We start from the raw sequence: 18,491 nt of genomic DNA on the forward strand, positions 1-18,491 counted from the left end.
CTCGAGCAGTTCACCCTGCCCGACCCCAGGCCCGCCCTCGCGACCATCAAGGCCCCGACGCTGATCCTCTGGGGGCGCGCCGACAAGGTGGTCCCGGTCGCCCAGGCCGACCAGCTCGCAACGGCGATCCCGGGCTCGAAACTCATCATCTACGACGATGTCGGCCACGCTCCCCAGGAAGAAGCCAGCGCCGCCAGCATCGCCGATGTCCGCATGTTCTTGAACAACAACAAATGACCAGGGAGACTATCATGATCACCAGGACCAGGATGCTCGCACTCCTCTCCGCCGCCACGATGCTCGGCGGGATCGCGCTACCGTCGGCCGCGCTCGCGCAGACCGACGCCGCTCCGGCGGCAGACGCGAACGAGGGCAATGGCGAGATCGTCGTCACCGCGCGCCGTCGCGAGGAAAGCCTGATCGACGTGCCGATTTCGGTCACCGCGATCAGCGGCGACGCGCTCACCCGCACCGGCGCGGTCGACATCACCGCGCTGCAGGACAAGGCGCCGAACATGACGCTGCAGGTCGCGCGCGGCTCGAACAGCACGCTGATCGCCTTCATCCGCGGCATCGGCCAGCAGGATCCGGTGTGGGGCTTCGAGCCCGGCGTCGGCCTCTATGTCGACGATGTCTATGTCGCCCGCCCGCAAGGCGCGGTGCTCGACATCTTCGATATCGACCGGGTCGAGGTGCTGCGCGGTCCGCAGGGAACGCTCTATGGCCGCAACACGATCGGCGGCGCGATCAAATATGTCACCCGCCGCCTGGGCGATCAGTTCGAAGCGAAGATCCGGGGCTCCTATGGCAGCTATGACCAGCGCGACATCGTCGCTTCGGTCACGCTGCCGATCACCGAGGGTTTCTCGGTCGGCGGCGCCTTTGCCTATTACAAGCGCGATGGCTTCGGCAAGAACCTCTTCACCGGTGCCGACCAGTATGACAAGGACGTGATCGCGGGCCGCGTCTCGGCCGAATGGACCGGCACCGAACGCCTGTCGATCCGCGTTGCCGCCGACTATACGCGCGACGATTCCAATCCGCGCCACGGCTATCGCCTGCTGCCGAACGGCGCGCTGCCCGATTTCCAGCCGATCGGCGACGTCTATGACACCCGAGCCGGGGTCGGCGACGACAACCGCGTCGTCACCAAGGGCATTTCGGGCACGATCGAATATGAGCTGAGCGACGCGGTGACGCTCAAGTCGATCAGCGCCTATCGCAAGGGTCACACCGACACCGTCATCGACTTCGACGGCACGCCCGGTCCGGTGCTCGACATCCCCTCCTTCTACAAAGACAACCAGTTCACCCAGGAAGTCCAGGCGCTGATCCAGACCGATCGCGTGCAGGGCGTCGTCGGCCTGTTCTATCTCGACAATTCGGCCTCGGGGGCGTTCGACACCGTCATCGGCAACGCCAATCTGACGACGCTGACCTCGGGCAAGGTCTCGACCAAATCCTATGCGGCCTTCGCCGACTTCTCGGTCGACGTCACCGACCGTTTCTCGGTCTCGGTCGGCGGCCGCTATACCAGCGACAAGCGCGAGGGCACCGTCTTCCGGGCCGATTATCTGGGTATCCGCTCGCCGCTGTTCGGCCGGCCGACGGCGGTCCCCTTCCGCATCCGCACCGACTATACCAATGAGCGCACCGACAAGAAGTTCACCCCGCGCCTGTCGCTCAGCTACAAGCCGGTCGAGGATGTGAACCTCTACGCATCCTGGTCGCGCGGCTACAAGTCGGGCGGTTTCGATCCGCGCGGCGATGCCATCTTCACGCCGGGCACGGTCAACGGCTACAAGCCCGAAACCGTCACCGCCTATGAGGCCGGCATGAAGGGCGCCTTCCTCGACCGCACGCTGTTCGTGAACGCCGCCGGCTTCTATTCGCGCTACCGCGATCAGCAGGTGACGACACAGTTCCTGTCGGGCACCACGGTCGTCTCCTCGGTCGACAATGTCGGCAAGTCGCGCATCTACGGCTGGGAACTCGAACTGCGCGCCGTTCCCGACCGCGATTTCCAGGTCAACGCGTCGATCGGCTACACCAACGCCAAATTCCAGCAGTTCCTGACGCTCGATCCCGTGACGCTGACGGTCAAGGACTTCGCCGACCAGCGCGTCTTCCAGAACACGCCGAAATATACGGCTAACGTCTCCGCGACGCTGGGCAAGGATGTCGACGGGGTGGGCCGCTTCACCATCACCCCGGCTTTGTCCTTCCGCAGCGCCTATTCGCTGTTCGAGGTGCCCAACCCGGTGCTCGACCAGAAGGCCTATGAGCTGGTCGACCTGTCGATCGTCTGGACCTCGCCCGACAAGCAATTCTCTATCTCGGGCCATGGCCGCAACCTGTTCGACCGCAAGTATCGGATTGGCGGCTACAATTTCCCGGGCGCGCTGCTCGGCAATTCGGTGATCGGCTTCTACGGCCCGCCGCGGACCTTCACCATCACCGGCGAGGTGCGGTTCTGATCGGGACATCTTTCCCCGGGGGTGGCGGGGCGGCGAAAGTCGCCTCGCCCGCTCTCGTCATGGCGATGCTGCTGCTCGCCTACACACTCAACTTCATCGACCGGCAGATCATCGGCATCCTTGCGGTGCCGATCAAGGCGGACCTGGGGCTCAGCGATGCGCAGCTCGGCCTGATGGGCGGCCTCGCCTTCGCGCTGTTCTACACGGGTCTCGGCATCCCCATCGCGATGATGGCCGACCGTTACGACCGGTCGCGGATCATGACTGCGGCGCTCGCGGTGTGGAGCCTGATGACCGCGCTGTGCGGCCTCACCCAGAATTTCTGGCAGCTATTCGTCTCGCGCCTCGGCGTCGGTGTCGGCGAGGCGGGCGGCGTCGCCCCGGCCTATACGCTGATCGGCGACCTGTTCCCGCCGGAGAAGCGCGCCCGGGCGCTGGCGCTCTATTCGTTCGGTATTCCGATCGGCAGCGCGTCGGGCATCGTCTTCGGCGGGGTCATCGCCACGCTGATCGACTGGCGCTCGGCTTTCTTCATCGTCGGCTTCGCCGGGCTGTTGCTCGCCCCGCTGTTCCGCCGGATCGTCCGCGACCCGCGCGGCGACCGCCCGGCCGGCACCGCGCACGTAACGCTCGGCACAGTCCTTCGCCTGCTGTTCCGCAAACCGTCCTTCTGGCTGCTCAGCATCGGCGCGGCCTGTTCGTCGATGATGGGCTATGGCCTGTTCTTCTGGCTGCCGAGCTTTCTGGTCCGCAGCTTCGGGCTCAGCCTGCTCGATGCTTCGCTCGGCTATGGCGCGATCCTGCTGACGGCCGGGCTCGCCGGCATCTGGTTGGGCGGCGCGCTGTCGGACGGTCTCGCCGACCGGTCGAAGGCCTATTATGCGCTGGTCCCGGCCTTCGCCTTCATCGCCACCATACCCTTCTATGCGATGGGCATTTCCGCAACGTCGCTGACCGTCGCTCTGGCCTTCCTGTTCGTTCCGACCGCGCTGGGACTGGTGTGGCTAGGACCGGTCGTGGCGGCCGTGCAGGCGGTGGTGCCGCGCGACATGCGCTCGACCACCTCGGCGATCTTCCTGTTCGTCAACAATCTGATCGGGATCGGCGTCGGCACTCCGGCGATCGGCTGGATCTCCGACCTGCTCAAGGCGCGCTTCGGCGACGAGGCGCTGCGCTATGCGATCCTGTCGGGTACCGCCTTCTATGTGGCAGCAACCCTTTTCCTGCTGCTCGCGGCGCTCCGCCTTCCGCGCGACTGGCACGAAGAAGAGGACTGAAATCCGGCTCCCGCTAGGCGCCCTGCTCGATCGGACCGGACCGGCTCGACCGGTCGATCGAGAGGCGCAGGACGTCGGGCCGGGAATAATGGCCGATGCTGTCGACCCACAATTTGGTGTCGGCGATCGCGCCGAGGTCGACGTCGGCGATCAGCAACTGGTCGCCCTCGCCTGACACCGGCCCGGCCAGCGTCGCCGCGAAGGGGTGGATCACCGCGCTCCAGCCACCGCCGGCGACCAGCAGTTGCTGCGGCCCCATCTCCTTCTCGAGAAAGTCGAGCACCTGGCCATCGACCGGGCTCGATGCGCAGACGACGAAGGTCTGCCCGGTAATCGCATGGTTGCGCATCATCGCCTCGATCTGGATGTTCGCGACCGCGTCGAAACCGGCCATCGTCGACAGGGAGGGCCACAGCGCGGCATGGATCTGCTCGCCATCCTCGATCAGCGCCTGCCGGGCGAGGTTCATCGTATGCTCCCAGCAGGCGAGCCCGCCGAGCCGGCCGACCGAGCTGTCGAACACCGACAGGGTCGAGCCGTCACCCTCACCCCAGATATAGCGTTCGGCATAGGTGGGCTTGAGCTTGCGATGGACGCCAAGCAGGCGTCCGTCGGATTCGATGAAGATCGCACTGTTGTAGCAGGTCCGCCCCCCGGTCGCCCGTTCGCTGGCGCCCATCACGACGGCGACGCCGGCCGCTGCGGCGGCCTCGCGGACGATCGCGATCTCTGGCCCGCCGATCTCGACCGAAGCGTCCTGATAGCGGCGGTTCATCGGCGCTTGAATCAGCGGGGGATAGAGGTTGATCCAATAGGGAAAGCCCGGGAGGAACACTTCCGGGAAGACGAGCAGGCGCACGCCTTCGGCACCGGCCTTGGCGATCCACTCCGCCGCCTTGCGGGCCGAGGCCATGGGATCCATGAAACAGGGCGCGAGATGCGCCGCCGCAATCTTGAAACCTTCCGCCATATTGCCCTCCGACCGATGAAGGCCGCAGACTATCGGACGATCCGCGATGTACAAGCCCGTCGTCGACGGGCTATCGCGCAGGTGCGAAAGACAGCGAGGGTGCGCGCATGAGCCAGATGATCTTCAAGATTTTGCGCCCCGAGGAATGGACCGCGTTCCAGGCATCGGGCCGGTTCGACGGCAGCCCCGTCGACCTTCAGGACGGCTATATCCACTTCTCGACCGCGTCGCAGACCAAGGAAACGCTCGCCAAGCATTTCGCCGACGCACCGCGTGTCGCGATCCTCGCCGTCCGCGAGGAGGATGTGGGCGCGGACCTGCGCTGGGAGCCGTCGCGCGGCGGCGCGCTCTTCCCCCATCTCTATCGCCCGCTCAGCCTCGATGAGGTCGCCGCATCGCGGGAAGCCGAGCGCGAGGCGATCCTGGCGACCGGCGACGGACCCTATTCGATCGAAGACTGACGCGGCTCAGAAGGCATAGACGAGCGAGGCGCGCGACACCGTGTCGGTGCGCTTCTGCCCCTCGGGGGCGTCGCGCTCATATTGGACATTATAGGACAGTCGTCCCTTGAGCGGACCGAACAACAGTGTCTCGATCGAGGTGGTCGAGGTTGCGGTGCTGTTGTCCTTTTCGACATAGAGCGCCACTTCCTGCGCCAGCGTCAGGCGCGGGATCGGGGTCCAGCGCATATTGAGCCCGCCACGCCCGGCCAGCCGCTTCTCATCCCCCTCCGGACCATAAAAGCTGGTGAAGCGGAAGGCAGGACCCACGTCGACCTCCAACCGGAACCGCGTGCTATCCGACAGCACCACGCCAAGGCCCGCACCGGCGGTAAGACGGTGACGATAGCCGAGAAAGCGGTCATGCTCATATTGGGTGAGGCCGAACGCGTAATAGGAGCGGCTGATCTTGTAGCGCGGCTGCCAGGCGACTACCGCCCGCTCGGTCGTCGCGACCTTGTCGGTCTCCTGATAATCGATCCGCGCGGTCAGGTCATGCTGCCAGTCGAGGCCCGACCGCTTGAGCTTGGTCCCGCCATAAAGCCCCAGGGTGCGCGTATTGCCCGTCGACCAGCTGCCGCCGAGCTCGACCTGCCCGGTCCATAGCTCAAGCAGACCCGCACTGGCGAGCCGATCTCGCTGCTCCTGCGCCTTGCGTGCGGTCGCCTCTGCCAGGGCGCGATCATGATCGGCGACCATCGCATCGATCTCCTCGACGCTACCGGGATTGGCCTTCTTGGCAACCGACACGACGGCCGCGATCGTTGCGGGTTCGTCAGAGGCGATAGCCGTCTCGATCATCGCGCGGACCGGATCGGGCAAGGGCGCCGCAATGGCTGGGCCGACGGACGCAATCAGGGCCGTGCCACAGGCCAGCGCTGCAGATACTCTCATGGTCCTGGCCGATGCCCGATCAATTGGGCAGCGGCCAAGGTCCCTTGCCGCCTTCGGCGATGAAGCGATCGGTGCGCGCGGTGATCACCGGCAAGGGGACCGACCCCAGCGACAACAGCATGTCGTGAAACGCGCGGATGTCAAACTTCGCGCCGAGTGCAGCCTCGGCTCGCGCGCGCTCCTTCTCGATCTGGAGCATCCCCAGATAATAGGACAAAGCCTGTCCCGGCCAGCCGATGTAGCGATCGACTTCGGTCGTGATCTCATGCTCGCTGAGCGCGCTGTTGTCGCGCAGGAAGGCGATCGACTGCTCGCGCGTCCACCCCTTGGAATGGATGCCGGTGTCGATCACGAGCCGCGCCGCCCGCCACATCTGATAGCTGAGCATGCCGAAGCGGTCATAGGGCGTCTCGTACATCCCCATCTCGATCCCCAGCCGCTCGCAATAGAGCGCCCAGCCTTCGCCATAGGCCGAGATATAGGTGTAGCGCCGCCATTCCGGCCGCTCCTCATTCTCGGCCGCCATCGATGTCTGCCAGCTATGGCCCGGCGCGGACTCGTGGAGGGTCAGCGCCGTCAGCTGGAACAGCGGCCGCGACGGCAGGTCATAGGTGTTGAGCAGATAGCGATCCTGCCCGCCGCGCCCGGCCGTGTAGAAGGGTGCGATGTCGTCGGGCACGGGCACGATACCGAAGCGCCCGCGCGGCATGCGCCCGAACCACATCGCCGCCTTGCCGTCGAACTGCTTGGATATCCACGCCGCCCGATCGAGCAGCGCCTGCGGCGTCTTCACATAGAATTGCGGGTCGGTGCGCAGGAAACGCAGGAATGCCGGCAGATCGCCGTCGAACTTCACCTCCTTCATGATGTCGAGCATCTGCGCCCGGATCTTCGCGACTTCGGCCAGGCCGATGGCGTGGATGTCCTCGGGGCTCAGGTCCACCGTGGCATAAGCGCGGATCTGCGCGCGATAATAGGCCTTGCCGTCGGGCCAGGCCTCGGCCGCCAGCCCCTCGCGCAGCTTCGGCAGATAATCCTTGCGCATGAAGGTCAGCAGCTTCGCATAGGCCGGAATGATCGCGGTCTTGATCACCGTCTCGGCCTCGGCACGCAGCGCATCCTGCCGCGCCTGCGGGATCGACGCCGGCAAGGTCCTGAACGGCGTGAACCACACAGTGTCGCGCGGTGACTTCGCCTCTGCGATCAGCGCGATCGACTGGTCGCGGCCAGCCATGGTTATCCGGGGCGGGGTGAAGCTGCGCTTGAGCCCCGCGCGCATATTCTCGCTGTTCTGGTCGAAATAGCGGGGGATGTCGCGCATCAGCGACAGCATGGCCTTCGCATCCGCCTCGGTCCGGATCGGTTGCCGCGCGACATAGCCGAGATCGGCCCAGAAGCTGCTGTCGGAATTCAGCGGCTTTTCGAAATCGCGGAAGCGCTGGGTGTCGAGCAGCGTCTGCACCTGGACGCGATAGACGCCATAATCTTCCTGTTTGGCGGGGGACAACGTCGCGGGATCGATCGCGTCGAGCGCACTGAGCGTATCGGTCCAGGTCACCAGCCGCTCACGCTGCGTCGCCGGGCTTTCGTCGGGAAGATGGCTGGGAATGCCGCCCTTGTTCGATTCCGCGCTCTGGAAGCTCTTCTGCCGCCAGGCCCATTCCTTGCTGCTCAACGCGTCGAAGCGATCGTCTGCAGGATTGGCGTGGACCGGGGTCGCCAGCAGCAAAGCACAGCCCAGCAGCAATCTCATCCATCATCTCCCCTGTTGCCGAGCGTGCCATCCTGGCGGTGATCGGCCGCTTTTGCAAAGAAGGGTTGAGCCGGTGGGCCGGATCGGTCCACATCGAACGGAGATGCGCTGGTTCTCGCCCCTCCTCCTGCTTTTGCTGGCAGCCTGCGGCCAGGGCGATCGGTCTGCTCCGCCGGCCGAGCGCATCGTTCGGCTGGCCGACGACGAGGTGAAAAGCCTCGACCCGCAGAAGAGTACCGATCTGGCGACGCTGCGGGTCGCCACCGACCAGTTCGAGGGCCTCGCCCGCATCGACGGTCGGGGCCGGGCCGAAGCGGGCCTTGCAAAAAGCTGGTCCGTCTCGGCCGACGGGCTCGACTGGATATTCGACCTGCGGCCCGGCCTGCGCTTCTCCGACGGGACGCCGATCGACGCCGCCGTGCTGGCAGGCAGCTTCGCGCGGTTGCGCGACCCGGCTGTCGCCTCGCCGGGTGCGGCGCTGTTCGACGCGGTGGAGAATATCGATGCGGATGGACCGAGGCGCGTCCATGTCCGTCTCAAAGGCCCCCTGCCATCGCTGCCCGAGCTCATGGCGCTGCCGGCGGTGGCGGCGCTGCCACTGCACAGGATCGCGGCGAGGGGCGAAGACTGGACGGCCGACCGGCCCCTCGTAACATCTGGCGCCTATCGTCTGGTCGAATGGCGGCTCAACGAGCGGCTGCGGCTCGAGCGCAATCCCTATTGGCATTCGGGGCGGGCCCCGATCGCCTCGGTCGAATGGCGCCCGGTGACCGATCGGCTGACCGCGCTGCGCAGTTTTGCAGCGGGCGAAGCCGACACCACGAACGAGTTTCCGCAGACGCGCCTGCGCTGGATCGAGGAACGGCGACCCGGAACCGCGCGTATCGCTCCCTATAATGGAAGCTATTATTTCGTCTTCAACACGACCCGCCCCCCATTTGACGATGTGCGGGTGCGCCGCGCTCTTTCGCTCGCAGTCGACCGGCGCTGGATCGCGCGGCAGTTGATCGGGCTCGGTACGCAGCCCGCCTGGGGCATTGTCCCACCCGCCGTCGCCGGGCCAGTCGGGGCGCTGCATCCCGCCGACGCGGCGTGGAGCGCGGACCGCCGCATGGCCGAAGCGCGACGCCTGCTCGCGCAAGCCGGCTATGGACCGCGACGCCCGCTCATGTTCGACATCCGGTTCAACAGCGACGTCGATCATCGCCGCGTCGCCGTCGCGATGGCGGCGATGTGGCGTCCGCTGGGGGTCACCGCGCACCTGCTGAACAGCGAAGCGTCACTGCATTTCGCAGGGCTGCGCCGTCGCGACTTCGCCTTAGCGCGTTCCGGCTGGATAGGAGACATCGCCGCACCGGAAAATTACCTCGCCGTCCACCGCTCGGACGCTGGCGCGGTCAACTATTCGGGCTACGCCAATCCGGCCTTTGATCGCGCCCTCGACCAGGCGATGGCAATAGCGGATGCCTCGAAACGCGCCATCGCGATGCGAAAGGCCGAAGCCATATTGATCGCCGATGCGCCGATCCTGCCGCTCTATCATTATGTCAGCCGTACGCTGGTTGCCCCGCGCGTCGCGGGATGGCACGACAATGCGCCTAATGTTCATCCCTCGCGCACCCTGGGCCTGAAATGAAGCGCCGGCTCCACACCCTCATCGCGCTCGCGCTCGTTGTGACAGGCTGCGACCGCAGTACCCAGGACGAGAAGATCGACGTCAGCGTGATCGGCCCGCCCGCGCGCCTTCGCGATCCGGCCAACGGTATCGAGCGGCTACCCGATATCGCGCTTGCCGGGGCGGTTTCGCAGGGACTGGTCAGCCTGGATGCTGCCGGGCAGGTCGTGCCCGGCATCGCCCAGCGCTGGGCTATCTCGGACGATGGACTCTATTATACCTTTCGCATCGCCGACGAGATCATCGACGCCGACCGCGTAGCCGCGCAGCTGCGCCGCCAGTTCCGTCGTCTCGACGAAACCGACGCTTCCGCCATATCGGATGCGGTGAGCGAGATCGTCGCGGTCACCCCCGAGGTGATCGAGATCCGCCTGTCCGTGCCCCGTCCCGACCTTCTCGCGCTGCTCGCCGGCCCGGATTTCGCGCTGACCAAGAAGGGCGGGACCGGTCCGCTGCTGATGGTCGGCAAACCCGGCCGGATGGTAATGCTCCGTCCCGCAGAAGATGCCGCTCGCCTCGAGCGCGACGGTGAGGAGGCTGATGCCCCCGATCCCCGCCGGATCCGCCTGCGCGGCGAGCGCGCCGCGCTTGCCGTCGCACGCTATGCCGATGGCGGCGCGACGCTGGTCACAGGCGGGACCTTCGTGAACATCATGCTGCCGTCCATTGCCAAGATCGCTCCCCGCGACCTCCAGCTCGATCCGGCAAATGGTCTGTTCGGTTTTCGCGTAGGGCGTGCATCGCCGCCGATGATGGCGGCGGAAATCCGGCAATCCCTGTCGATGTCGCTCGACCGCGATGCGATCGGCACCGCGCTGGGCATCGCGGGGTGGCGGCCGTCGCTCGATATCCTCCCGCCGGGCTTGACCGACGTGGCGCAGCCGAGCCGCCCCTTCTGGGCGCAGGCCTTTGCCGACGTGCGCGGCGCGGATCAGCGGGCACTCGCCGCGCGGGTGGCGACCGCCCGTCAGATCGTGGCCAACTGGCAGAAGCGCGCGGAGGTGACGGGCCCGTTGCGGCTCTCCGTCGACCTGCCCGAGGGCTCCGGCGCGAACCTTCTCCTCGCCGAACTTATCAGGCAATGGCGCGCCATCGGCGTCGAACTGGTACGCGCAGGCCCCGGCCAACCCGCCGATCTAAGGCTGATCGATGAGGTCGCCCCGGTCGATCAGGCGGACTGGTATCTCGCCCATTTCCGCTGCGCGCGGGGTCGCCCCTGCAGCGAGGAAGCCGACACCGCGCTCGAGGAAGCCCGTCGCGCCACCGACCCCGCCGTGCGGGCGCGCTTCGTGGCGGAGGCGGAGCAGCGGCTGACCGCACTGGGCCCATTCATTCCGCTTGCTCAGCCGGTACGATGGTCGCTCGCGGCGCAGGGGTTGAATGGCTTTCAGACCAATTCACGGGCCATTCACCCGCTTGCGCCGCTTATGGGGAACCAGCAGCGTCGATGAGCGCTGTGACGGCATGACAGCGGGAAGAGACAGGATGCGGACCACCTCCGCCACATTCGAAGAACTGCAGAAGCGGGTGCCCGGCATGGGCTCCGACCCCGCTTCGGTCCGTCGCCGGATCGAAGCAATGGAGGGATTGCTCGAGCGTATGTTCGTGGTGCCCGGTCTCAACCGGCCGGTGGGGCTCGACGTGATGCTGGATCTGATTCCGGTGGTGGGTCCCGCAATCGCCGCCGTGATGGGCAGCTGGCTCGCCTGGGAGGCGCGTAATCTGGGTATGTCGAAATGGCAGATGACGCGGATGTTCGGCAATGTAGGCCTCGATCTGCTGCTCGGCGCCATTCCGTTTGTCGGCGCTATCCCCGATTTCTTCTTCCGGTCGAACAGCCGCAATCTCAAGATGATCAAGCGGCACCTGGAAAAGCACCACCCCGCTCATGTGACCATCGATGGTGTCGTGAACCGCTGATTCCAGCGCTGCCAGATTTCGTAAAGAGGAAGGCGGCCCCGCAGGGCCGCCCCCGCTTCAGACGCGGTTGATCGCGCCCTTCACGTCGCCCTTGGCCTTCTGCAGGTCGCCCTTGGCTTCCTGCGCATCGCCTTCGGCAACGATATCGGGCCGGTCGAGCGCCTCGCCGACGGCGCGCTTCGCCTTGCCGACCAGCTCGTTGGTGTGGCCCTTGATCTTGTCGCTCATCACACCCATCGCAACTCTCCACCAGACCGCGAACCATTTCGGCGGTCCCAGGTAGAACGTCCCAACCGGGCTCGGGCTCCAAGGCGATGCAAAATCCGCGGGCAGAAACCTGTTTCAGGCCTTCGTGCGAGCGGCTGCAATAGCCTGTTTCAACGCATCATAGCCCACCGCGCCCTTGAGCATCTGGCCGTTGACGACGAAGGTCGGGGTCGCAAGCGACCCGTCGATCCGCCCGGCCAAGGTGAGATTGTTGCGCAGTTCGGCGCTCACCGCTTCGCTCTCGATATCCGTCTGGACTTTCGCGAGATCGAGCTTCATCGACCGCAGCACCGCCGACACCTTGGCGCCATCGGGCCGCCCGGCGGCGAACATCTTTTCGTGAAACTCTCGGAACGCGCCCTGCCGTGCGGCCGCCAGACTGGCCTTCGCCGCGATTTCGCTGCCCGGACCGAGGATAGGGATCTCGCGCCAGACGACCTTGAGCTTGGGATCGTCGGCAAGCAGGCGGTTCACGTCGGGAACGCTGGTCCGGCAATAGCCGCAGGCATAGTCGGTGAACATCACCAGGGTGACGTCGCCCTTCTCGTTTCCGGCCCAGGCCGAGGCGAAAGGCGTCTCCAGCGCGGCCTTGTTCGCCGCATAGGCGCCCTCGCTTTGCTTTTCGCGATAACGCTCGATCGCCTGCGGAATGATCTCAGGATGTTCGAGAATATAATCACGCACGATCGCCTCGACATCGGCCTTGCGCGAAATACGCGGCGACGCACCGGACTGCGCATACCAGAGCGACGCCGCGCCGATGGCGATGACCCCGCCGGTCACGATCGATATGGCGATGCGGCTGTTGTTCTGCATGACGGTCCCGAAGTTCAGCGCTTGCGGTCACGCGCCGATGCGCGTGCCGCAAGGGCGATGTCTTCGGCCCGGATATAGTCCGACGTGCCGCGCGGCAACCGCGACATCGCGGCCTCAGCACTGGCGACCGCGAGCCCCATCTGGCCGGTCAGCGCATAGCGCTCCGCAGTGGCCAGTTGGGCGCGCGGTTCGTCGCCCAATCGTGCATAGGCCATGCCGAGCGTGTACCAGGCAAAAGGATTGTCGCGATCGCGCGCGACGGCGACCTTCAGCACGTCGCGCGCCTCGTCGAGATTGGCGCGATCCTCGGTTGCGAGCAGCGCATGGCCCAGCAGCGAAGCGATCAGCGGTGAGGCGCGTGAGCCCTGTACCGCCATCCGGAGCGGCGCTACCGCCTCCTTCGGCTGGCCGGATTCAAGCAGGATTTGCCCCTGCAGTTCGCGGAAATAAGGGTCGTCGGGCGCCATGGCGACCAGCTTGTCGACTTCCTGCAGCGCCTTGTCGGGATAGGCGCCACGGTGCCAGGCATAGGCCCGCGCATAATGCGCCGCCATGCTCTGGTCGCTCTCGGGATATTTGCGCAGTGCGGAGGTCGGATCGTCCATATAACCGATCAGCTTCGCCTTGATCCGCAGGAAGCGTGCCTCCAGCGCGGGGTCGGTCCGCTTCTCATAGGCCGGCGACTTCAGCACGTCGGCCTTCAGCGTGGCCTCGCGGTCGCCCGACAGCGGGTGGGTCTGCATGAAAGGATCGACCTGGGCATAGGTCGAGGCGTAGCGATATTCCTCCTGCTTCAGCTTCAGGAAGAAGCTGAGCATGCCCTTGCCCGAGATGTTCGCCTTTTCGAGAAAGCCCACGCCGGCTGCATCGGCGCTGGCCTCCTGCACGCGGTTGAAGGCGAGATATTTTCCCATGGCGGCCTGCTGGCCTGCCATCATCACGCCCATGCCCGCTTCGCCCGCACCTGCCGCTGCAGCAGCCGCACCGATCAGCAACGACAGGATGGAAATGCCGGTGGCGCCCTTCGCACCCTCTCCATTGCGGATGATGTGCCCGCCGGTGATGTGGCCCAGTTCGTGGGCGATGACGCCCTGAATCTCGTTGGTGTTGTCGGCCCGCTCGATCAGGCCGCTGTGGATATACACCGCCTGCCCGCCGGCAACGAAGGCGTTGATTTCCTTGTCGCCGATCAGGACGATGTCGACATTATTGGGCTGCAGCCCCGCAGCGGCGACGATCGGTGCTGCGATGTCCTTGAGATAGGCCTCGGTTTCGGCATCGCGCAGGATCGATTGGGCGGCGACTGGCTGAGCCGTCAGCGAAAGCGCGAGCGCCGCGACCATCAGGCTCCGCAATAGGCCGAACAGCGATCCTTGCCGATGCTTCATGCCTGACATCTCTCCGGGCACGGGCCTTAACCCGGCGTGAAGCGTGGGGGGCGGACTCCGCGTCGGAAGTCCGCCCCGCACGATCAGGCGCCGAATGTCCGCTGCCACCAGCCGCGACGCGGCGGCGACGCCGGTTCATCCTCGACCTCGGCAGCCGGAGCAGTTTCACCCTGCTCCTGCTGGACCGGTGCCTGCTGCGCGGTCTCGGTTGCAGGCGCGGCGGGAACGACATCCTCAGCGGGCGCCTCGACCACCGCTTCGGCGGTCAGTTCGGCGTTCGCCGGGGTGCTCTTGGCCTTGGCACGGCTGCGACGCTTGGGCGCGGGCTTCGCCTCGGCCTCGGCCGGCGCGGCGGCAGGCTCTGCAGCGACTTCGGCGGACGCCTCTTCTGCTGCTGGTGCTTCGGCATCGGCCTTCTTACGGCGGCCACCACGGCGCGGCTTAGGCGCAGCTTCGGTCGCTTCGGGAGCAGGCTCCACGGCAGCATCGGCCGCAGCCTCAGCCGGCGCCTCTGCCACCGGCTCGGCAGCTACGGCGTCCGCAGCCTGCGGCGCGGTATCGGCCTTGCGGGCACGCGGCCGGCGACGGGCCTTCGGCTTGGCCTCTTCGGCCGGGCCCTCGACGGTTTCGACGACAGGAGCCTCGGCAGCGGCGGCTTCGACCGCGACGCCATCCTGACCTTCCGGCGCAGGCGCGCTGTCGACGGAAGCCTCGCCCTCGGTCGAGGCTGCGGCTTCGTCGCCACCCCGACGTCGACCGGACCGGCGACCGCGACGGCGACGGCGCGGCTCGCCCGCCTCTTCATCAGCACTGTCTTCGGCAGCATTGGCACCAGGCTCTTCGGCATCGACCCCATCGGCATCGGCTGCGTCGGAAGTCTCGCCTTCCTCGCCCTCGCGAGCGCCGTTCGACTGTCCGTCCTGATCGCGACCGCGACCGCCACGACGACGACGACGACGGCGACGGCGGCGTCCGCCCTCGCCACGCTCGCCTTCATCCTGGCCTTCGCCCTCAGCTTCGGCTTCCTCTTCCTCGACTTCGACGTCGTCCTCTTCCTCGTCGATGTCGTCATCCGCTTCGATCGGCAACGGCGCGGGCAGACGCGGCGCATGGCTCGGCGGCGGGCCGCCGGCTTCCACGCTCATCCGCGCACCCTCGAGCGTGCCGTCGGACAGGATTTCGATGATGACGCCGTAACGCTCTTCGATCTCCGCCAGTTCGGCGCGCTTGCGGTTGAGCACATAGAAGGCGGCTTCCTGGCTGGCACGGAGCAGCAGGCGCGAGCCGCGGCCGCGGGCGGCCTCATCCTCGAGCATGCGCAGCGCCGACAGGCCGGCCGAAGAGGCGGTACGGATCAGGCCGGTGCCCTCGCAATGCGGGCACTGACGGGTGGATGCTTCGAGCACGCCCGTGCGCAGGCGCTGGCGGCTCATCTCAAACAGGCCGAAGCTGGAGATGCGACCGACCTGGATGCGGGCCCGGTCGTTCTTGAGCGCCTCCTTCATCGCCTTCTCGACCTTGCGGATGTTCGATCCGTTCTCCATGTCGATGAAGTCGATGACGACCAGCCCGGCCATGTCGCGCAAGCGGAGCTGGCGGGCGATCTCGTGCGCGGCTTCGAGGTTGGTGGCCGTCGCCGTCTGCTCGATATTATGTTCGCGGGTGGAGCGGCCGGAGTTGACGTCGATCGACACCAGCGCCTCGGTCGGATTGATGACCAGATAGCCGCCCGACTTCAGCTGGACGACCGGCTGGTACATGGCCGCAAGCTGGTCTTCGACGCCGAAGCGCTGGAACAGCGGAACCGCGTCCGCATAGAGCCCGACCTTCTTGGCATGGCTGGGCATCAGCAGCTTCATGAAGGCCCTTGCCTGACGATAGCCCTCCTCGCCCTCGACGATCACCTCGTCGATGTCGCGGTTGTAAATGTCGCGGATCGCGCGCTTGATCAGGTCGCTGTCGCCATAGATCAGCGCCGGCGCCTGCGAACCGAGCGTGTTCTCTCGAATCTCGTCCCACAGGCGGGCAAGATAGTCGAAGTCGCGCTTGATCTCGGTCTTGGTGCGCTGGAGGCCGGCGGTGCGGACGATGCAGCCCATCGTGCGCGGCAACGCCAGTTCGGCCATGATCGACTTGAGCCGCTTGCGGTCGGCCGCGTTCGAAATCTTGCGGCTGATCCCGCCGCCATGGCTGGTGTTGGGCATCAGCACGCAATAGCGGCCGGCGAGCGACAAATAGGTGGTCAGGGCCGCGCCCTTGTTGCCGCGCTCTTCCTTGACGACCTGAACCAGAAGGACCTGGCGCCGCCGGATGACGTCCTGGATCTTGTAGCGGCGGCGCAGGTTCATGCGGCGCTGGCGGAGATTCTCCACGGCGCCATCATCCGATCCGCCGCCGACCGATTCACGACGGGGACGCGGGGCATCTTCATCGTCGCCTTCGCCGCCTTCTGCATGGGCGGCGTCATCTTCATGATCGGCGTCTTCGTCGGCATCGTCGCCATCTTCGGATTCACGTGCGCGCAGCGCTTCTTCCTCGGCTGCGTGCTCGGCTTCCTCGCGCAGGAGAGCCTCGCGGTCCTCCTTCGGGATCTGGTAATAGTCGGGGTGGATTTCCGAGAAGGCCAGGAAGCCATGGCGGTTGCCGCCATAATCGACGAAGGCGGCCTGCAGCGACGGCTCGACGCGCGTCACCTTGGCAAGATAGATATTCCCCTTGAGCTGCTTGCGCTCGGCCGACTCGAAGTCGAATTCCTCAATACGGTTCCCTTGTACGACCGCCACGCGGGTCTCTTCCCGGTGGCGAGCGTCGATAAGCATGCGGGTTGTCATCAAAAGCTCTCCGAACGCGGCGGCCTGTCCAGAAACGGTGGCCGCTCGCGCGATGTGCAGGGGGCGAAACGGGGGCCGACGCGGCGAGCCGCATCGTCACCGGAAATTCCGCCGAAGGTGAAAACTGGAAATGTGCAGCCGTCGCAAAGTCATCTCCGGCGCGATGCGCCGGAAGCCAGGCTCCGTTCCGAACGCCGGCGAAGGGCCGGCGGTCTTCGGAACGGGGCGAATAATGACTCATACGATCGTCAACCTGTTACGCCGCCGCCGAAAGGCAGCGGAAAGGCCGGTTCGGCAAGGAGATCCCAACGATATGCGAGGATCGGCCGACGTCCGGACGAAAACTGCTAGCATCCGGCGACGTTCTCGGCAAGGCATCAGCATGACTGGACAAGCATGGCCTCGCTTTGGTTAAACTATTGCTGCCGTTGTGAAGCTGTCGGCCTGTTCGGGCCCAAACGTCGTGCGCGGGACCATTTTGCCAGGATTTGTCATCAGCCAGCGTCTCATCATCGCCCTGACCGCACTTCTGCTCCTGTTTTCGGGAGCAGCGCATGCGGCATCCACGGTCACCGCGATCGACATCGCCGAGACCAGCCTGACGCTGCGCTTCGACGCGCCGGTGGCGACCGCGTCCGCCTTCGTCTTGACCGGTCCGCAGCGAATCGCGGTGGACCTGCCGGGCGCACGCATGGGGCGCGTCTCCGCCTCCGGCGGGCTGATCGCAGCGACCCGCCACGGCCAATATGACCCGAACACGGCGCGGGTCGTGTTCGAGTTGACCAAGGCCGCCGTGGTCGGTGACGCAACCTTTTCGGACGATCACCGCGCGCTGACACTGACGCTGAAACCCGTCAGCGAAAGCCTTTTCGCCCGCGCCGTCCGCAAGGGCCGCCAGTTGTTCGGGCTCGATGATCGCCCGATTTCGTCGCGTGGCGCACAGAGCGGCGGCATCACGGTCCCGCTCGACCCGCCCAAGCCTCTGCCGGTCCCTGCCGTGTCCGGAGCACGCGGAACGAAGAGGCCGCTGGTGGTGATCGATGCCGGCCATGGCGGACATGATCCGGGCTCGCAATCGGCGGACGGCCGCCACAAGGAAAAGGACGTTGCGCTCGGCATTGCTCGCGCGATCCGCGACGAGCTCGTTTCCTCGGGCCGGGTCCGCGTCGCCCTGACGCGCAGCGACGACCGCTTCCTGGTGCTCGGCGAGCGACGCGAGATCGCACGGCGGCTGAAGGCCGACCTGTTCATCTCGGTCCATGCCGACAGCGCGGTCAACGCTGCCGCGCGCGGCGCCAGCATCTACACCCTGTCGGAGGTGGCGTCGGACCGCGTGGCGGCCCAGCTGGCAGCGAAGGAAAACCGCGCCGATATCCTCAACGGCGTCGACCTGGGCGGCGAGAATAACGAGGTGTCGTCGATCCTGCTCGACTTGGCCCAGCGTGAGACGATGAACATCTCGTCGCAATTCGCGACGCTGCTGCAGCGGGAAATGTCCTCCACCGTCCATTTCAAGGACGAGGCACACCGCTTCGCAGGCCTTATCGTATTGAAGGCGCCCGACGTCCCATCGGTGCTGCTCGAGACCGGCTATATCTCGAACGATGGCGATCTCGCGCTGCTGCTGTCGCCGCAATATCGTCGAAATATCGCGATCGGCGTCCGTAAGGCGGTGGAGATCCATTTCGCCAAGCGGCTGACCGGCGAATGACGCCCCACTCTC

15 protein-coding genes are annotated in these 18,491 nt (G+C 66.1%); 8 read left to right on the forward strand and 7 right to left on the reverse strand.

Annotated features, from left to right (window positions below):
- The 3 genes from KAY22_RS05175 to KAY22_RS05185 form a co-directional block, all read left to right on the forward strand.
- On the forward strand, positions 1-237 hold a 237-nt coding region (locus tag KAY22_RS05175; RefSeq protein ID WP_296620782.1), incomplete at its 5' end, for an alpha/beta hydrolase.
- A 14-nt stretch (positions 238-251) separates the two neighbouring features.
- On the forward strand, positions 252-2,477 hold the full coding sequence (locus tag KAY22_RS05180) for a TonB-dependent receptor (RefSeq protein WP_296620786.1): 2,226 nt from the start codon (positions 252-254) through the stop codon (positions 2,475-2,477).
- Between the two features lie 59 nt (positions 2,478-2,536).
- On the forward strand, positions 2,537-3,754 hold the full coding sequence (locus KAY22_RS05185; RefSeq protein ID WP_296620788.1) for an MFS transporter: 1,218 nt from the start codon (positions 2,537-2,539) through the stop codon (positions 3,752-3,754).
- Between the two features lie 13 nt (positions 3,755-3,767).
- On the opposite strand, the gene KAY22_RS05190 is transcribed toward KAY22_RS05185, so the two are convergent.
- The gene (locus tag KAY22_RS05190) at positions 3,768-4,724 is read right to left on the reverse strand and encodes a carbon-nitrogen hydrolase family protein (RefSeq protein ID WP_296620790.1); all 957 of its coding nucleotides are present in this window, start codon (positions 4,722-4,724) and stop codon (positions 3,768-3,770) included.
- A gap of 107 nt (positions 4,725-4,831) precedes the next feature.
- On the opposite strand from KAY22_RS05190, the gene KAY22_RS05195 reads away from it, so the two are divergent.
- Positions 4,832-5,185, forward strand: coding sequence for a DUF952 domain-containing protein (locus KAY22_RS05195; RefSeq protein WP_296620793.1), 354 nt, complete (start codon positions 4,832-4,834; stop codon positions 5,183-5,185).
- A gap of 6 nt (positions 5,186-5,191) precedes the next feature.
- On the opposite strand, the gene KAY22_RS05200 is transcribed toward KAY22_RS05195, so the two are convergent.
- Together KAY22_RS05200 and KAY22_RS05205 are read right to left on the reverse strand one after the other, a co-directional pair.
- A complete protein-coding gene (locus tag KAY22_RS05200; protein WP_296620795.1) occupies positions 5,192-6,118 on the reverse strand; it encodes a DUF481 domain-containing protein in 927 nt (308 codons plus the stop codon).
- A 19-nt stretch (positions 6,119-6,137) separates the two neighbouring features.
- Positions 6,138-7,871 (reverse strand): DUF885 family protein, encoded by a 1,734-nt coding sequence (locus tag KAY22_RS05205; protein ID WP_296620796.1) that lies wholly within the window; start codon positions 7,869-7,871, stop codon positions 6,138-6,140.
- A gap of 103 nt (positions 7,872-7,974) precedes the next feature.
- Between KAY22_RS05205 and KAY22_RS05210 the strand changes: the two genes are divergently transcribed.
- The 3 genes from KAY22_RS05210 to KAY22_RS05220 are packed head-to-tail and all read left to right on the forward strand — an operon-like array spanning position 7,975 to position 11,466.
- Positions 7,975-9,507 carry a peptide ABC transporter substrate-binding protein gene (locus KAY22_RS05210; RefSeq protein ID WP_296620798.1) on the forward strand — a complete coding sequence of 511 codons (1,533 nt, stop codon included), beginning with the start codon at positions 7,975-7,977 and terminating at the stop codon, positions 9,505-9,507.
- Positions 9,504-10,997 (forward strand): ABC transporter substrate-binding protein, encoded by a 1,494-nt coding sequence (locus KAY22_RS05215; protein ID WP_296620800.1) that lies wholly within the window; start codon positions 9,504-9,506, stop codon positions 10,995-10,997. Before KAY22_RS05210 ends, KAY22_RS05215 begins: the two co-directional genes overlap by 4 nt.
- Positions 10,998-11,031: 34 nt before the next feature.
- On the forward strand, positions 11,032-11,466 hold the full coding sequence (locus KAY22_RS05220; protein ID WP_296620802.1) for a DUF4112 domain-containing protein: 435 nt from the start codon (positions 11,032-11,034) through the stop codon (positions 11,464-11,466).
- Between the two features lie 57 nt (positions 11,467-11,523).
- On the opposite strand, the gene KAY22_RS05225 is transcribed toward KAY22_RS05220, so the two are convergent.
- The 4 genes from KAY22_RS05225 to KAY22_RS05240 all read right to left on the reverse strand — a co-directional run bounded on the left by KAY22_RS05225 (position 11,524) and on the right by KAY22_RS05240 (position 16,768).
- Entirely contained in the window at positions 11,524-11,694 is a 171-nt protein-coding gene (locus KAY22_RS05225; RefSeq protein WP_366514065.1) for a CsbD family protein, read from the reverse strand.
- A gap of 114 nt (positions 11,695-11,808) precedes the next feature.
- On the reverse strand, positions 11,809-12,549 hold the full coding sequence (locus tag KAY22_RS05230; RefSeq protein WP_296620808.1) for a DsbA family protein: 741 nt from the start codon (positions 12,547-12,549) through the stop codon (positions 11,809-11,811).
- A 14-nt stretch (positions 12,550-12,563) separates the two neighbouring features.
- Positions 12,564-13,937: a M48 family metalloprotease gene (locus KAY22_RS05235; protein WP_296620811.1), complete on the reverse strand. Its 1,374-nt coding sequence runs from the start codon at positions 13,935-13,937 to the stop codon at positions 12,564-12,566.
- 83 nt (positions 13,938-14,020) lie between these two features.
- Positions 14,021-16,768, reverse strand: a complete 2,748-nt coding sequence (locus tag KAY22_RS05240; protein ID WP_296620814.1) for a ribonuclease E/G — start codon at positions 16,766-16,768, stop codon at positions 14,021-14,023.
- Positions 16,769-17,246: 478 nt separating this feature from the next.
- On the opposite strand from KAY22_RS05240, the gene KAY22_RS05245 reads away from it, so the two are divergent.
- Positions 17,247-18,479, forward strand: coding sequence for an N-acetylmuramoyl-L-alanine amidase (locus tag KAY22_RS05245; RefSeq protein ID WP_296620817.1), 1,233 nt, complete (start codon positions 17,247-17,249; stop codon positions 18,477-18,479).
- Positions 18,480-18,491 lie beyond the last annotated feature (12 nt).

Source organism: Rhizorhabdus sp. (genome assembly GCF_018006725.1).
Lineage (GTDB): Bacteria > Pseudomonadota > Alphaproteobacteria > Sphingomonadales > Sphingomonadaceae > Rhizorhabdus.

What these genes read in the sequence shown, in the direction of transcription:
- KAY22_RS05205 (WP_296620796.1), bottom strand. Translation starts at nt 7,871, where the DNA reads ATGAGATTGCTGCTGGGCTGTGCTTTGCTGCTGGCGACCCCGGTCCAC.
- KAY22_RS05230 (WP_296620808.1), bottom strand. Translation starts at nt 12,549, where the DNA reads ATGCAGAACAACAGCCGCATCGCCATATCGATCGTGACCGGCGGGGTC.
- KAY22_RS05215 (WP_296620800.1), top strand. Translation starts at nt 9,504, where the DNA reads ATGAAGCGCCGGCTCCACACCCTCATCGCGCTCGCGCTCGTTGTGACA.
- KAY22_RS05225 (WP_366514065.1), bottom strand. Translation starts at nt 11,694, where the DNA reads ATGAGCGACAAGATCAAGGGCCACACCAACGAGCTGGTCGGCAAGGCG.
- KAY22_RS05210 (WP_296620798.1), top strand. Translation starts at nt 7,975, where the DNA reads ATGCGCTGGTTCTCGCCCCTCCTCCTGCTTTTGCTGGCAGCCTGCGGC.
- KAY22_RS05240 (WP_296620814.1), bottom strand. Translation starts at nt 16,768, where the DNA reads ATGACAACCCGCATGCTTATCGACGCTCGCCACCGGGAAGAGACCCGC.
- KAY22_RS05200 (WP_296620795.1), bottom strand. Translation starts at nt 6,118, where the DNA reads ATGAGAGTATCTGCAGCGCTGGCCTGTGGCACGGCCCTGATTGCGTCC.
- KAY22_RS05235 (WP_296620811.1), bottom strand. Translation starts at nt 13,937, where the DNA reads ATGAAGCATCGGCAAGGATCGCTGTTCGGCCTATTGCGGAGCCTGATG.
- KAY22_RS05185 (WP_296620788.1), top strand. Translation starts at nt 2,537, where the DNA reads ATGGCGATGCTGCTGCTCGCCTACACACTCAACTTCATCGACCGGCAG.
- KAY22_RS05190 (WP_296620790.1), bottom strand. Translation starts at nt 4,724, where the DNA reads ATGGCGGAAGGTTTCAAGATTGCGGCGGCGCATCTCGCGCCCTGTTTC.
- KAY22_RS05220 (WP_296620802.1), top strand. Translation starts at nt 11,032, where the DNA reads ATGCGGACCACCTCCGCCACATTCGAAGAACTGCAGAAGCGGGTGCCC.
- KAY22_RS05195 (WP_296620793.1), top strand. Translation starts at nt 4,832, where the DNA reads ATGAGCCAGATGATCTTCAAGATTTTGCGCCCCGAGGAATGGACCGCG.
- KAY22_RS05180 (WP_296620786.1), top strand. Translation starts at nt 252, where the DNA reads ATGATCACCAGGACCAGGATGCTCGCACTCCTCTCCGCCGCCACGATG.